This is a genomic window from Kitasatospora sp. NPDC059812 (assembly GCF_042732075.1).
In the GTDB taxonomy this organism is placed as follows: Bacteria; Actinomycetota; Actinomycetes; order Streptomycetales; family Streptomycetaceae; genus Kitasatospora.
Genome location: NZ_JBHWIO010000047.1, coordinates 1 through 14832, shown reverse-complemented (window position 1 = coordinate 14832; position 14832 = coordinate 1). Strand labels below are relative to the sequence as shown.

The window sequence follows — 14832 nt, the reverse complement described above, 5'->3', positions numbered from 1 at the left end:
GTCACCTCTCTCGTACCACCACGAATTCGGCGAGTGCGACGAAGTGCTCGCGCACCTCGTCGGACATGGGCACCTCGTCCAGGGCGGCGAGGGCAGTCGTGTGCTGGCGGCGGGCTTCCTCCTGGGTCCAGGCGCGGCCGCCGGCCTCCTCGATCAGCGCGGCCCGGGCGGCGAGCTCGGGCTCGCCCTCCTCGCCGCGGCCCTTCGGGTCGGCCAGCTGCTCGGCGAGCCGGCGCGAGGCCGCGCCGCCCTCGGCCAGCGCGGCGGCGACCGGCAGGGACTTCTTGCGCTGGCGCAGATCGCCCCAGTGCGGCTTGCCGGTGACCTCGGTGGCGCCCCAGATGCCGAGCAGGTCGTCCACCGCCTGGAAGGCCAGGCCCAGGTGGTGGCCGTAACGCTGGAGCGGTTCGGAGACCTTGTCGTCGGCCCCGGCCAGGACGGCGCCGATCGCCGAGGCGGCCGCCAGCAGCGCCGCGGTCTTGCCGCCCTCCATCTCCAGGCACTCGGCGACGGTGACGCTGTCGCGCTGTTCGAAGGCGACGTCCATGGCCTGGCCGTCGATCAGTCGGCGGGTCGCCGTGGTGAGCAGCCGGACGGCGCGTGCGGCGTCGGTGGGGCTCGTACCGCCGGTCACCGCGGCGTCGAGCAGCACCTCCGTGCCGAGCGTCGCCAGGGCGTCGCCGGCCAGGATCGCCTGGGCCGGACCGAAGACCGTCCAGGCGGTGGCCCGGTGCCGTCGGGTCTCGTCACCGTCCATCAGATCATCATGGAGCAGGGAGAAGTTGTGCACCAGTTCAACCGCGACCCCGCCCGGCACGCCGACCTCGGCGGCGGCGCCGGTGGCCCGGGCGGAGAGCAGGGCCAGGGCGGGGCGCACGGCCTTGCCGCCGTCGCCCTTGGCCGGGGTGCCGTCCCGGTCGATCCAGCCGAAGTGGTACGCGGCGACGGTGTCCATCGGTGCGGCCAAACGGGCGACGGCGGACCGTAGCGGCGGGGTGCAGAGCGTGCGGCTGCGGGCCAGCAGCTCCGGCACCGAGACCGGTTCGGCGTGCGCCGTGCCTCCGACGGCGATGCCGGTGCGTGACTCCACGTGCGTTCCCTCTCCCTCGTGGTGCCGGACCGCCCGGGGCGGCCGGGTGCTTGCGCTGTCGGTGCGGCTGGTGTCGATGTGGCCGGTGTCGGTGCGGCCGGTGTCGGTGCGGCCGGTGTCGATGCGGCTCGGGTCGGTGCGGCTGGTGCCGGTGTCACCGCTGTCAGTGCCGCCGGTGCGGCCGGTGTCGTTTCCGCCGGTGCGGTCGACGGGAGGCCCGCCGGCTCTGGCGGGGTCCCCGGCGGCGCCCGCCGTCACCGGGGCCACCTCCCGTCGCCCCGGTCCGCCGGGAACCGACTGCCGGCCGCGGCGAGCGCCGCGTCGGCCGCGGCGTGGCCGCTGCGCACGGCCCCCTCCATGGTCGCGGGCCAGCCGGTGGCCGTCCACGCGCCGGCCAGCAGCAGGCCGGGGACGTCCGTGCGGGCCGACGGGCGCAGCAGCGCGCTGCCGGGCGCCGGGTCGAAGGTGGCGGTGCGCTCGCGGGTGACGAAGAAGTCCAGCACCTCGGCCCCGGCGGCGGCCGGGAGCAGCCGGGCCAGCTCCGGCAGGTACCGGCGGCGCAGCTCGGCGACCGGCAGGTCGATCTCGTCCTGGACGGCGGACTGCGAGAGCGCCAGGTACTGGGCGCCGGGGTGGGCCCGGCCGAGCCCGGTGCCGGCCAGGCCGGAGTGCGCGGTGCGGTCGAAGACCCACTGCACCGGGGAGCCGAGGGCGGCGAAGAACGGCCGGCGCAGCACCTTGCGGTCGTAGACCACGTGCACGTTGAGGATCGGCGCGGTGCCGAAGTCGGCCAGCCGGTCCTGGCCGGGGAGGGCGTTCGGGGGCAGCAGGGCGGCCGCGCTGTCCTGGGCGCCGGCCAGCACGACGGTCTCGGCGGCGAGCGGCTCCGCGCCGCCTTCCAGATGGACGGCGTGCTGGGGCACCGCCGGCTTGAGCTCCGTCACGCGGGCGCGCAGCAGTACCTTCACGCCCGCGCGTTCCAGCTCGGCGAGCGCCCGGTCGTGGTGGATCACGCCGAGCGGGACGGCGGCCATGCCGATGTCGGAGGCGCCCGGATCGGAGAGCAGGCCGGTCTTGAAGACCATCGCCGCCAGCGCCAGCGACACCTGGTCGGCCCGGGCGTTCAGGGTGGCGACGCCGACCAGGTCCCAGAGGGCGGCGAGGGTGTTCGCATTCTGCCCGTTGCGGCGCAGCCACTCGCCGAAGGAGATCTCGTCCAGTGCCGGGTCGGCGAGGTCCAGGCCCTGGAGCGCCAGCGCGCCGCGGACCACCCGGGCGCGGTCGGCCGGCCCGAGGTGCGGGTAGCGGGCGAGGCTGCCGGCCAGGTGCAGCGGGACGGGCAGGCCGGCCCGGCGCAGCCGCCCGAGGGTGCGCACCGGGGCCGCGTCCGGCCCGGCGACGGAGAGCACCGGGACGTCCAGCCGGTCCTGTACGTGGACCAGCCGGGCGGCGCCGAGCCGCTCCAGCAGGCCGCGGTAGGCGGTGCAGCAGCGCAGGTAGACGTGCTGGCCGTTGTCGACGGTCAGCTCGCCGCGCTGGAAGGAGAACGCCAGCCCGCCGAGCCTGGGCCGCCCCTCGACCAGCGTGACCCGGTGGTCGGCCTCGGCCAGCCGCAGCGCGGCGGTGATCCCGGCCAGGCCGCCGCCGACCACCACGGCGGCCGGGCGCGCGGCATCGGCTCGCCCGGTCATCGACCCTCCCCCTCGCGATTGCTGGACCGCCCTGCGGCGGTCGCTCCGGCCGGCACGCTCGTGACCGGCCCGGTCCTGGTCAACACTGCTCTGCCCGCTTGTGATTCCCCGCTGACACAGCGTGACAGAACTGCGGTGAGAATCAAGAACGCCCCCCGGCGAGCCCGGAAAGCGCGACGTACGCCTTCTCCCAGCCCGGCAGCGAGACCCGGCCGCGCAGGACGGACTCGGGGTCGGCGGCGATCCGGCCGAGCAGCCGGTGGTAGATCCCCGCCATCGCGGCGGTGCAGGCCCGGCTTCGGCGGTCGAGCATCGGCAGCAGCCGCAGGCCCTCCTCGAAGGCGGCCTGGGCGCGGGCGGCCTCGAAGGCCACCAGGCCGGTGAAGTCGGCGCCGACCGGCGGCCTGGGCAGCGCGAAGCCCTGCTCGCAGCCGAACCGGGCCAGGTCCTCGGCGGGCAGGTAGGTGCGGCCGTTCAGGGCGTCCTCGCGCAGGTCGCGCAGGATGTTGGTGAGCTGCAGGGCCAGGCCCAGGGTGTCCGCGTAGCCCGCGCCGCGCTCGGGGTCGTCGCAGCCGTACACGCCGAGCGAGAGCCGGCCGACCGAGCCGGCCACGCAGCGGCAGTAGACCTTCAGTTCCTCGTAGGTCTGGTACTCGGCGCCCTTGAGGTCCATCTCGACGCCGTCGATCAGTTCGTCGAAGCCGCCGAGCGGGATCGGGAAGCGCCGGGCCGCGTCGGCCAGGGCGACCTTGATCGGGTCGGTGTCGTCCTCGGCGACCACCCCGGCGCGGACCTCGTCCACCAGTTCCCGGGTGCGCACCAGCGCCTCGGCCTTGCGGTCGGACGGAAGGTCCCCGTCGCCGATGTCGTCGACCCGGCGGGCCAGGGCGTAGAGAGCCGACATGGCCAGCCGCTTGGGTTCGGGCAGCAACCGGATGCCGTAGCTGAAGTTGCGTGCCTGAAGTCCGGTGACTGCCTCGCAGTACCGGTACGCCGCCATGACCTGGGCCGACGCCAGTGGTGATGCCGCCACTCGGGCGTTCACCTTCCCTTCGCGAAGATTGCCGCCGCCTTCGCTGCGAGGCGGCGCTTGTTCGGCTTCGCCTGCTGCGCGAGCACGTCGTACCCGGCGTCCTCAATGGCCGCCAGGGCCACGTACCCGCCGGCGGTGAATCCCGCCAGGAGCAGTCGAAGCCTCCCCCGAACCGTACCTACCAATGGCGCGCCGCGGTCGAGCAGGGTGCGGGCCCGCTGCACCTCGAAGGCGATCAGCTCGCGCACCGGGCCGCTGGCGGTGGGGGCGGCGAGGTCCGCCTCGGTGACGCCGAACCGGGCGAGGTCCTCGGCGGGGAGGTAGATCCGCCCGTGGGCGAGGTCCTCGGCGACGTCCTGAAGGTGTTCGACCACCTGGAGGGCGCTGCAGATCGCGTCGGACAGCTCGATCCGCTCGGGGGTGGCGACGCCGGCGATGGCCAGCACCAGGCGGCCGACCGGGTCGGCGGAGAGGGTGCAGTAGCCGATCAGGTCGTCGTAGCCGGCGTAGCGGGTGGTGGTCTGGTCCACCCGGTTGGCCACGATCAGGCGGCGGAACGGCTCCGGGGTGAGCCCGTGCCGGTCGACCAGCGGCACGAGGCTGTGCAGCAGCGGGTGGCGGGGGCCCTCGGAGGCCCCCGGGTGGAGCGCCGCCTCGAAGACCCGGTCGAGATCGCGCTCCAGTCCGTCCAGCAGTGCGAGGCGGAAGGCGACCTCCTGCGGACTCGGCGGGCCGGACTGGGCCGAAGGGGTGGCGGGAGGCGTGGCCTCGACCCCGAGCAGGGCGGCGGTGGCGGCCGGATCGGCCAGGTCGCCGTCGCCGGCGTCGTCGACCAGCCGGGCGTAGCCGTAGACGGCCATCAGGTCGTCGCGCCAGGCCGCGGGCAGGAAGAACGGGGCGACCGGGAAGTTCTCCGCGCCCGCCTTGTCCAGGGTCTCCCCCGCGGAGCGGTTCACCGACGTATCTCTGGGCTGGGCCGAAGCCGACACTGCTGTCACTCCCCCGTTCTACACCGCTGGGCATCACCGGCCCGACTCGGACACGCGTCCGAGCGGGGGCGCCACCTCCGGCACACCGCCCCCGCGCATACAGCCTGACACCACGGGGCGCGCCGGAGAAGAGCGCCCCGCCCGGCGCACGGGGGCGCTCACCCCCGCGGCGGCGGGCCACCCGGGGCACCGACGGGGGCGCACGAACAGGGGGCCGGCCCCGGAAATCCCCGGAACCGGCCCCCTGGACGGCCTGTTATTACGGGCGTTCGCCGCGCTCGTAGCGGCCGACGACCTCTTCGGTCGGGCCGTCCATGATCAGCTCGCCGGCCTCGATCCAGATCGTCCGCTCGCAGACCTCGCGGATCGAGCTGTTGTCGTGGCTGACCAGGAAGACCGTACCGGCGGACTTGCGCAGTTCGTCGATCCGCTTCTTGCTGCGCTGCTGGAACGCCTGGTCGCCGGTGGCCAGCGCCTCGTCGATCAGCAGCACGTCGTGGGTCTTCGCGGCGGCGATGGCGAAGCGCAGGCGGGCGCCCATGCCGGAGGAGTACGTGCGCATCGGCAGCGAGATGAAGTCGCCCTTCTCGTTGATGCCGGAGAACTCGACGATGTCCTCGTAGCGGCTGCGCACGTCGGCCGGCGCCATGCCCATCGCCAGGCAGCCGAGGATGACGTTGCGCTCACCGGTGAGCTCGTTCATCAGCGCCGCGTTCACGCCCAGCAGCGAGGGCTGGCCGTTGGTGTAGATGCCGCCCTTCTCGGTCGGCAGCAGGCCCGCGATGGCGGCCAGCATGGTCGACTTGCCGGAGCCGTTGGAGCCGATCAGGCCGATCGCCTCGCCCTTGTAGGCGGTGAAGCTGACGCCGCGCACGGCGTGCACCTCGCGCACGCCCGCGGAGCGCTTGCGGCTGATGATGCGGCTCATCGCCGAGGTGGCGCTGCCCTTGCCGGAGCCGGCGCCGTGCACCCGGTAGACGATGTGCACGTCGTCGACGACGACGGTGGGCTCGCGGGCGACGTCCGCGTCCCGGACGGTGTCCAGCTTGCTCAGTTCGACGTCAGCCACGGCCGTACTCCTCCTCGGCCTTCCAGAAGAAGACGTATCCGATCACGAACATCACGACCGCCCACCCAATGCCGTAGGTCCACTGGTGGAGCGGGAGTTCCTGGTGCTGGGGCTGGTGCTTGTTGTAGATGATCGGCGCGAAGGCGTGCCGCAGCAGGTCCATGTAGACCGAGGCCGGGTTGAGGGCCATCAGCGTCTGGATGTACTTGGGCCACTCCTGGATCTTGTCCTGGATGCTGAACATCACGCCGGACAGGAACATCCAGGCCCGCATCACGAAGGGGATCAGCTGGGAGATGTCGCTGGTCTTGGAGCCGAGCCGCGCCATGACCAGGGCGATGCCCGTGTTGAACATCATCTGCAGCACCAGGGCCGGGATGATCAGCAGCCAGGTCCGGCCCGGCTTGATGCCGCTGACCAGCACGGTGCCGACCAGCACCACCATCGAGATCAGCAGCTGCTGGAGCTGGATCACGGTGAACGCGATCGGCAGCGAGGCCCGGGGGAAGTGCAGCGCGCGGATCAGCCCGAGGTTGTCGGCGATCGCCCGGGTGCCGGACTGCACCGCGTTCTGGGTGAACTGGAAGACAAAGACACCGATGCAGAGCCAGGCGATGTAGGTGTCCGGCGGGAAGTTGTCCTTGCTCTTCAGGATCACACCGAAGACCAGGTAGAACACCGCGCAGTTCAGCAGCGGCGTCACGACCTGCCACAGCTGGCCGAGCTTGGCGTCGGTGTACTGGGCCACCAGGCGGGCGGTGGCGAAGGCCCAGATGAAGTGGCGCCGGGCCCAGAGCTGCTTGGTGTAGGCAATCAGGCCGGGCCGCCTGCCGCTCACGGCCAGGCCGTACTTGTCCGCAAGCTGCTTGGGGGTCAGGCCCGCGTCCACCCCCCTGGGGGATGAGAGGCTGACGGGTTCACTCACTGTCGACACATTCGTCCTTCACGCGGGATCGGTCGGGGCGGCCGGTCGACGGGGGTCCGCCGGCCTTGCGCCGATGGGGATCCACTGGATCACGGGGAGAGTCCGGCCGGTGTGTGGTCACCGGCCGCAGCGATCGATCATTCGATCAGATGACCGGTGGCCGGCCCAGCCTGGTCAATCGCCAAACGGTACGCCATCGCATGGGCCGCCGCGGACCGCAGGGTTCGCGCCAGCCCGCCCGGAACCCGCCCCACCAGGCCTTCAGCGCCTCCGAGGAGGGGCGGCGGGCCAGGGTCAGCAGGAACCAGGTTCCCAGATAGAGAGGCACCAACAGGGCCGGAAGGTTCCGTCTGGCGAGCCAAACCCTGTTACGGGCAATGTTGTGGAAGTAGGTGGCGTGCCGGGCGGGCGAGGTCGTCGGGTGGTGCAGCACCACGTCCGCGCGGTAGTCGATGGCCCAGCCGGCGTCCGCCGCGCGCCACGCGAGGTCGGTCTCCTCGTGGGCGTAGAAGAACTCCGCGGGCAGCTGCCCGGCCTGCTCGAACACCGCGCAGCGCACGGCAGTCGCGCCGCCCAGGAAGGTGGTCACCCGGGACGAGCGCAGCGGGTCGCTGGCGCGCAGCCGGGGGACGTGCCGACGCTGGGTCACGCCGGTGTCGGGGTCGGCGATCCGGAAGGCCACGATGCCCAGCTCCGGGTCGGCGGTGAAGGCCTCGCGCAGCAGGCGGGCCGAGTCGGTACGCGGCAGGTGCCCGTCGTCGTCCAGGAAGAGGACGGCGTCCACGTCCCGGCCGTCGCGGCCGAACAGCTCGATGCCGACGTTGCGCCCGCCCGGGATGCCGAGGTTCTCCGGCAGCTCGACGCTGCGCACGCCCTCCGGCAGCGGCGGCAGCTCGGCGCCCTGGCCCACCACGGCCAGCTCGACCGCCGCGCCCTCCTGGGCGCGCACCGAGTCGATCAGGGCGGCCAGTTCCTCGGGGCGGTTGCCCATGGTGATGATGACGGCTCCGAGGCGGAAGCTCTCCGCGCTGGTCGGGGCGCTCATCGCAGCCTGCTGGAGAGGACGATGCTCAGCAGGTGCAGCACGGTCTGCAGCATGGCGATCGCCGCCAGCGCCACCACCGCGATCCGGGTGAAGAACAGCCCGCCGTGGACGGCGTCGGCGATCCCGGCCGCGAGGATCAGCAGCGAGGCCTCGACCGCGCCGACCAGGCGGTGGAACTTCAGGAAGGAGGCCGCCCGGCGGGCCTTGGCCACCGAGGACGAGCGCGGCACCGCGGCGCTGTCCTCGACCGCCGTCAGGCCGCTGCGGGCCCGGGCCACGTCCACCAGGTCCGTCTCGGACTTGATCAGGATCGCGCCGAGCGCGGCCAGCGTGCCCAGGAACGCCCACTCCCAGTGCGAGCCGCCGCCCTCGCGGTGCAGCAGGTCGGTGGCGCGCAGGCCCAGCCCGGTGAGCAGGGCCGCCTCGGACATGTAGTGGCCGACCCGGTCCAGGTAGACGCCGGTGAGCGAGGTCTGCCGGCGCCAGCGGGCCACCTCGCCGTCCACGCAGTCCAGCAGCAGGTAGACCTGGATCAGCAGGGCCCCCAGGACCGCGCCCGCGATGCCCGGCACGACCAGCGCGACGCCGGCCAGGACGCCGGTGAACATCATCAGGTACGTCAGGCCGTTCGGCGTGATCGCCGTCACGGTGGAGAGCACGCGGGTGATCCGCAGCGAGATCCGCCGCATGTACAGGCGCCCGGCCCAGTGCTCGGCGCTGCGGCGCTGGAGCATGCCCTCCGGGTGGATCACCGCGCGCAGTTCCTCGATCGAGGGCCGGCGGGTCAGGTCCACCGGGGGCCGCTCGGCGCCCGCGGTGGAGGGGTCAGCTGTTGACGGCTTGGACATAGTCGGCGTACGCGTCCCTGATTGCTGAGGGGGAGAGGTCGAGGTGCTCAAGGATGGTGAAGCGCCCCGGGCGGGTGTTCGGAGCGTAGTGCACCGCGTCGGTGAACTCCGCCTCGGTGAAACCGATCTGAGCTGCGGTCACCGGCAGTCCATGGCTCGCCAGGCGCTCCACGATCAGACCGGTCAGCTCGCGCTCGCCCCGCAGGAAGCTGGCGAACGCGGCGCCGAGGCCGACCTGTTCGCCGTGCTGGGCGGAACGCTTGGGGTACAGCACGTCCAGAGCATGCGAGATCTCGTGGCAGGCACCCGAGGAAGGCCGGGTGCTGCCCGCGATGTTCATCGCGATGCCGGACAGTACCAGGGCTTCCGCGAGGGCCGTGAGGAGGTCCTGATCCTGAGTGTTACCTGGGTGCCGCAGCAGGTTCTCGCCGGCCGAGCGGGCCATCGCCACGGCCAGTCCGTCCACCGGCTCGCCGGTGACCGCGTGCGACAACTCCCAGTCCGCGCAGGCGGAGATGTTGGAGACCACGTCGCCGATGCCGGCTGCCACGAAGCGCGGCGGGGCCTGCCGGATCACGTCCAGGTCGACGATGATGCCGATCGGGCTGGGCACCCCGTAGGAGCCGCGGCCGGCGTCGTTGTCGAGCGTGGAGACCGGCGAACAGATGCCGTCGTGGGCCAGGTTGGTGGCGACCGCGACCAGCGGCAGGCCGACTCGGGCGGCGGCGTACTTGGCGGCGTCGATGATCTTGCCACCGCCGAGGCCGACCATCGCGTCGTAGTGTCCGCCGCGCACCGACTCGGCCAGGCGCACCGCGCTGTCCAGACTGCCGTCGTCGACGTTGTACCAGTCGGCGCCGGGCAGGGCCGGCTCCAGGCGCCGGCGCATCGCCGCGCCCGAGCCGTTGCTGATCGCCACCGCGATCCGGCCCGAGGCGGACAGCCGCTGGTCGGCGAGGATGCCGCCGAGCGCGTCCAGCGCGCCCGGGCGGACCTCGACGAACAGCGGCGACGGAACCAGCCGGGTCAGTACTGGCACGCGATCTCCCGCGCCTTCGCCAGGTCGTCGTGGTTGTCGACCTCGACCCAGGAGACCTCGCCGATCGGCTGCACGTCGATCCGCAGGCCGCGGTCGACCATCTCCTGGTAGCCGTCCTCGTAGTACAGCTGCGGGTCGCGCTCGTAGGTGGCGCGCAGCGCGTCGGTCAGGTCGGCGGCGGCGGCGGGGTTGATCACGGTGACGCCGATGTACTCGCCGGTGGCCTCGGTGGGGTCCATCAGCTTGGTGATGCGGCGCATGCCGGCGGCCGGGTCGACGACGACCTTCATCTCCTCGTCGGCGAGCTTCTTCACCGTGTCGAGGGCCAGCAGGATGCCGGGGGCGGTGCCGGCCTCGACGAGGCGCTGGTTGCCCTCCAGCATGGTGCGCTGCACGGACGACGGGTGCACGGTGTCGCCGTTGGCCAGCAGCAGGCCCTCGGCGAAGAGCTCGCGGGCGCACCAGAGCGAGTACGCGTTGTTCCACTCCTCGGCCTTGTCGTTCTCGACCAGGTGGAGCTTGACGCCGTACTTGCTCTCCAGGGCGTCCTTGCGGTCGTACACCGCTTCCTTGCGGTAGCCGACGACGATCGCGGCCTCACGGATGCCGACCTCGGCGAAGTTGCCGAGGGTGAGGTCCAGCACGGTCCGCTCCCCGTCGACCGGCACCAGCGCCTTGGGCAGGGTGTCGGTGTACGGGCGCAGCCGGCGGCCGGCGCCGGCTGCCAGAACGAGGCCGATCATGCGGGGTCTCCTGATCCGTCGTGCGGTGCGCGGGGCGGTGCGCGCGGGGTGCCGGGGCACCGGCTTTCCGTCCGGCCGGGCCGCGAATCGGCGCGCCGGTGCCGCCGCGAGTGCGGGCACCGTGCCGTAAGCGATGGTAGGCGACCCGGGCGGCCGACCCGAACGCGGCCGGGGGCCGCGAGGTGACGGGAGGGTGGCGAAGCGGTGATCGAACGCGGGGGCGAGGCGATGATCGAACGAGGGGGCGAAGCGGTGATCGAACGCGACTCGAACGAATGCCGAACAATTCTGCTATTCCGATGACCCTTCCGGGAGCGACTTGGACCCATCTGTGCCCGGAATCGACCTGCGGACGGTCATGATCCGCCCGGTTGTGCGTGGGACCCGTCCCCACCGCCACCCATACGGCAGACTGGAGCCCGACGCCGGCGCCGGTGCCCCCGCTGCGTCCGCTGCACCCGGTGTACCGGACGTACCCCGATGCTTCCGTTGCTCCCCCCTCCCGAAAGAGGCCCCATGCCCCAGAGCCTGCCGACCAACCCGACACACTTCGACTCCGAGATCGACACCGGTCTCGACGTCGAGACGGACGTGACGGTCGCCCCGGGGGCCTCGACCGGGACCGCCGACGCCGGTCCCGAGATCCTGCTGGAACTGGTCGACGACGAGGGCGTCACCACCGGCACCGCCGAGAAGCACTGGGCACACCAGCAGCCCGGCCGGCTGCACCGCGCGTTCTCGGTCTTCCTCTTCGACCGCCAGGGGCGGCTGCTGCTCCAGCGGCGGGCACTCGGCAAGTACCACTCCCCCGGCGTCTGGTCGAACACCTGCTGCGGCCACCCGTACCCGGACGAGCCCCCGTTCGTCGCCGCCGCCCGACGCACCGCCGAGGAGCTCGGCATCGCGCCGGCGCTGCTCTGCGAGGCGGGTACGGTCCGTTACGACCTGCCGGACGAGGCCACCGGGCTGATCGAGCGGGAGTGGAACCACCTGTTCGTCGGGCTGGTGACCGCGCCCGTCGAGCCCAACCCCGACGAGGTGGACGACTACGCCTTCGTGACCGCGCAGGAACTGCGGGAACTGCGCGCCGAGCGGCCGTTCTCGGTGTGGTTCGAGACGGTCTTCGAGGCGGCGCTGCCGGGGATCCGGGAGATCGCCGGGCGGGACTGGTAGGCGGGCGGGACCGGTCGGCGGGCCCGCGGCGCTCAGTCGTCGGTCTCCGGGGGGACGGGCAGCGAGGCCCAGATGACCTTGCCGCCCTCCCCCGTCCGCTCCACGTCGCACACCCCGCCGGCCTGCAACGTCACGCTCTTCACCAGCAGCAGGCCGCGGCCACCGGTCCGCCCGGTGTCGCTCTCCAGCGCCTTCGGCCGGTACGGGTCACCGTCCTCGACCGACACCCGGACCCAGCCCCGGCGGACCGCCAGCTCGGTCGTCACCTCCGGCGACAGCTTCGCCGCGTGCGTCACCGCGTTGCTCACCAGCTCCGAGACGATCAGCAGCACGTCGTCCACCAGCTCCTGGTAGCGCACCCCGGCCATCCCCTGGGCCAGCAGGCGGTCACGGACCGCGTGCCGGGTCAGCGGCACCGAGGCCTCCTCGGCCGGCACCGGGAAGCGCCACACGCCCTCGACCGGTCCGGCGGGTGCGCGTTCCGGCCCGGTGCGTTCCGGCCCGGTGCGTCTTGGGTCGGCGGGTACGCGCTCCGGTCCGGCGCGTCTCGGCTCGGCCTTCGCCGCCCCGCTGATCTGCTCCACGTCCAGCCGCCCTTCGTCCGCGACCCGGGAGTGTCCGCGACCCGGGAATCAGGCGTTCCGCTCATGGCGCCCTCGATCCACAGAGGCTAGGAGAGGCACCGCCGGGACCGTGGCACCGTCGACAACTTGCCCGTGTCGGACCGCTTCCGGCCGGAACGGACCGCGGCCGCCGCCGGGGTCGACCGTTTCCTTCGCGCTCGCCACCGCTTCGGCCGGGGTTCGCGCACCGTGGCGACCCATCCCAGCCAGCCCGACCACCCCGACCGACCCGGACATCCCCCCACCCGGGGAAACGCAGGTGAGAAGCACTCCAGAACCCTGGTAATGTTCTCTCTGTCGCCGAGGGGGCGAGAAAAACCCCGAAGCACACACCCTGTCCGGGTGGCGGAATGGCAGACGCGCTAGCTTGAGGTGCTAGTGCCCTTTATCGGGCGTGGGGGTTCAAGTCCCCCCTCGGACACAACCGAATTCCCCGTGGGATCCGAAAGGAACCCGCGGGGAATTTCTTTTTCCCGGCGCGCCGTCGCCATCCACGGGTTCTCTCGGGTTCTCTCGAGTTCTCGCAGGTCCTCTCGGGTTCTCCGCGCGGACCGGGTGGCCGCTGCGGCGCTCGCGACCCCCGCAACCGCTGTGACCCAGGCGACTTCTGCGGCTGTCGTGACCCGGAAAGCGGACACGAGATGGCAACGATCGGACAGTTTGAGCTTCCCTTGAGGTATTCGCCCGTTTTGGCCCCATAGGCTGTCTCCGTTTGTCCGGAAACCAGCGTAAAAACCACGACACCACCCGATGAAACCCCGAGCGAGAGGACCGATACGTTGAGTGAGCCAGAGTCTCCGACGGCATCACATCAGAACTACCGGCGATCGCTCGGCACCATCAGCCTCACCGCCGTGGGGCTCGGATCGATCATCGGATCCGGGTGGCTGTTCGGCGCCGAGCGCGCCGCCCGGCTGGCCGGCCCCGCATCGATCCTGGCCTGGGTGATCGGGGCCGCCGTGGCACTGACCATCGCGCTCACCTACAGCGAGCTCGGATCGATGTTCCCCAAGGCCGGCGGCATGGTCCGGTACGGCCAGTACTCGCACGGCTCGCTGGCCGGCTACCTCGCCGCCTGGGCCAACTGGATCGCCATCGTCTCGGTCATCCCCGGCGAGGCCACCGCCTCCGTCCAGTACATGAGCTCCTGGCACTTCGGCTGGGCACAGGGGCTGTACAACGGCAAGGAACTCACCCTGAGCGGGGTGGCACTGGCCAGCGTGCTGCTGGTCGGCTACTTCATCCTCAACTGGTTCGCCATCACGATGTTCGCCAAGACCAACACGGCGATCACCGTCTTCAAGGTCATCGTCCCGACCCTGACCGCCGGCGCGCTGCTGTTCGCCCACTTCGACACCGCCCACTTCACCGACCACGGCGGCTTCGCGCCGAACGGCTGGAGCGCCGTGTTCACCGCCGTCGCGGTGTCCGGCATCGTCTGGGCCTTCAACGGCTTCCAGTCCCCGCTCAACCTGGCCGGCGAGGCCCGCAACCCCGGCAAGTCGCTGCCCAAGGCCGTCATCGGCTCGATCCTGATCGCCCTGGTGATCTACGTCGCGCTGCAGATCGCCTTCATCGGTGCCATCCCGGCCGCCGACCTGTCGCACGGCTGGAGCAGCCTCGCCTACACCTCGCCGCTTGCCGACCTCGCGATGGTCTGGGGCCTCAACTGGCTCGCCCTGCTGCTGTACGCGGACGCCTTCGTCTCCCCCAGCGGCACCGGCATGATCTACGCCGCCACCACCTCGCGCATGATCCACGGCGTGCAGGAGAACGGCCACCTGCCGAAGATCTTCGGCAAGGTCGACGCCAAGACCGGCATCCCGCGCCCGGCCCTGGTGCTCAACCTGGTGGTCGCCTTCCTGTTCCTCGCGGTCTTCCGCGGCTGGGGCTCGCTGGCCGAGATCGTCTCGGTCGCCACCGTGATCTCGTACGTCACCGGCCCGGTCGCCGTGATGGCCCTGCGCCGCCTCGCGCCGGACCTGCCCCGGCCGGTCCGGCTGCGGGCCATGCCGATCATCGCGCCCGTGGCGATGGTGTTCGGCTCGCTGGTCCTGTACTGGGCCCGCTGGCCGCTCACCGGCAAGGTCATCCTGCTGATGGCCGCCGGTCTGCCGATCTGGGCCTGGTACGAGCTGCGCAAGCCGTGGGCCGAGCTGAAGCCGCACCTGAAGGCGGGCGCCTGGATGGTCGCGTACCTGTTCGTGATGGCCGGCGTCTCCTGGGCCGGCAGCACCGACTTCGGCGGCCAGGGCTACCTGCCCGAGGGCTGGGACCTGCTGGTCGTCGCGGCCATCGCGCTGGCCTTCTACTACTGGGGCGTCGCCAGCGCCTGGGCCAACCCGTCCCTGGCCGCCGTCCGGCGCGAGCTGGCCGAGGAGGCCGCGGCCGCCGAGGGCTCCGACGGTTCTGCGGGCTCCGGCCAGGAGCCGCGGGAGGCCTCGCGGGCCTGAGGGAGCGCACAAACGCCGCGAGGGCGGCGGGCCGGGCGCGGGCGCCGCCCGGCCCGGGGGGGGCGCGGCGCGGGGCGGGTGTCTAACACACCGCACACACGCGCCCCCGAG

Annotated in this window: 13 protein-coding genes and 1 tRNA gene; 3 read left to right on the top strand and 11 right to left on the bottom strand. The window is 72.3% G+C overall.

Annotated features, from left to right (window positions below; translation table 11 throughout):
• Position 1: 1 nt before the first annotated feature.
• The 10 genes from ACFV6D_RS22725 to ACFV6D_RS22680 all read right to left on the bottom strand — a co-directional run bounded on the left by ACFV6D_RS22725 (position 2) and on the right by ACFV6D_RS22680 (position 10472).
• Complete coding sequence (locus ACFV6D_RS22725; RefSeq protein ID WP_079136360.1) at positions 2–1090, bottom strand: polyprenyl synthetase family protein; 1089 nt, start codon at positions 1088–1090, stop codon at positions 2–4.
• A gap of 254 nt (positions 1091–1344) precedes the next feature.
• Complete coding sequence (gene hpnE, locus ACFV6D_RS22720; protein WP_380560957.1) at positions 1345–2781, bottom strand: hydroxysqualene dehydroxylase HpnE; 1437 nt, start codon at positions 2779–2781, stop codon at positions 1345–1347.
• Positions 2782–2923: 142 nt separating this feature from the next.
• Positions 2924–3781, bottom strand: coding sequence for a presqualene diphosphate synthase HpnD (gene hpnD / locus ACFV6D_RS22715; RefSeq protein ID WP_063350097.1), 858 nt, complete (start codon positions 3779–3781; stop codon positions 2924–2926).
• A 41-nt stretch (positions 3782–3822) separates the two neighbouring features.
• On the bottom strand, positions 3823–4803 hold the full coding sequence (gene hpnC / locus ACFV6D_RS22710) for a squalene synthase HpnC (protein ID WP_380560970.1): 981 nt from the start codon (positions 4801–4803) through the stop codon (positions 3823–3825).
• Between the two features lie 259 nt (positions 4804–5062).
• On the bottom strand, positions 5063–5872 hold the full coding sequence (locus ACFV6D_RS22705; protein ID WP_063350095.1) for an ABC transporter ATP-binding protein: 810 nt from the start codon (positions 5870–5872) through the stop codon (positions 5063–5065).
• Positions 5865–6806 (bottom strand): ABC transporter permease, encoded by a 942-nt coding sequence (locus ACFV6D_RS22700; RefSeq protein ID WP_063350094.1) that lies wholly within the window; start codon positions 6804–6806, stop codon positions 5865–5867. Before ACFV6D_RS22700 ends, ACFV6D_RS22705 begins: the two co-directional genes overlap by 8 nt.
• 136 nt (positions 6807–6942) lie before the next feature.
• Positions 6943–7842, bottom strand: coding sequence for a glycosyltransferase family 2 protein (locus ACFV6D_RS22695; RefSeq protein ID WP_063350093.1), 900 nt, complete (start codon positions 7840–7842; stop codon positions 6943–6945).
• The gene (locus ACFV6D_RS22690) at positions 7839–8576 is read right to left on the bottom strand and encodes a CDP-alcohol phosphatidyltransferase family protein (RefSeq protein WP_063351558.1); all 738 of its coding nucleotides are present in this window, start codon (positions 8574–8576) and stop codon (positions 7839–7841) included. The genes ACFV6D_RS22695 and ACFV6D_RS22690 overlap by 4 nt, the downstream gene beginning before the upstream one ends.
• A gap of 91 nt (positions 8577–8667) precedes the next feature.
• On the bottom strand, positions 8668–9729 hold the full coding sequence (locus ACFV6D_RS22685; protein WP_063350092.1) for an iron-containing alcohol dehydrogenase family protein: 1062 nt from the start codon (positions 9727–9729) through the stop codon (positions 8668–8670).
• The gene (locus tag ACFV6D_RS22680) at positions 9717–10472 is read right to left on the bottom strand and encodes a sugar phosphate nucleotidyltransferase (protein ID WP_063350091.1); all 756 of its coding nucleotides are present in this window, start codon (positions 10470–10472) and stop codon (positions 9717–9719) included. Before ACFV6D_RS22680 ends, ACFV6D_RS22685 begins: the two co-directional genes overlap by 13 nt.
• Positions 10473–10988: 516 nt before the next feature.
• Between ACFV6D_RS22680 and idi the strand changes: the two genes are divergently transcribed.
• Positions 10989–11645, top strand: a complete 657-nt coding sequence (idi, locus tag ACFV6D_RS22675) for an isopentenyl-diphosphate Delta-isomerase (protein ID WP_380429397.1) — start codon at positions 10989–10991, stop codon at positions 11643–11645.
• A gap of 32 nt (positions 11646–11677) precedes the next feature.
• Here the strand turns inward: idi and ACFV6D_RS22670 are convergent, their stop codons facing one another.
• A complete protein-coding gene (locus ACFV6D_RS22670) occupies positions 11678–12220 on the bottom strand; it encodes an ATP-binding protein (RefSeq protein ID WP_380560969.1) in 543 nt (180 codons plus the stop codon).
• Between the two features lie 384 nt (positions 12221–12604).
• Between ACFV6D_RS22670 and ACFV6D_RS22665 the strand changes: the two genes are divergently transcribed.
• Together ACFV6D_RS22665 and ACFV6D_RS22660 are read left to right on the top strand one after the other, a co-directional pair.
• Positions 12605–12689, top strand: a tRNA-Leu gene (locus ACFV6D_RS22665).
• Between the two features lie 358 nt (positions 12690–13047).
• Positions 13048–14721, top strand: coding sequence for an APC family permease (locus ACFV6D_RS22660; RefSeq protein WP_063350090.1), 1674 nt, complete (start codon positions 13048–13050; stop codon positions 14719–14721).
• The last annotated feature ends 111 nt before the right edge of the window (positions 14722–14832 follow it).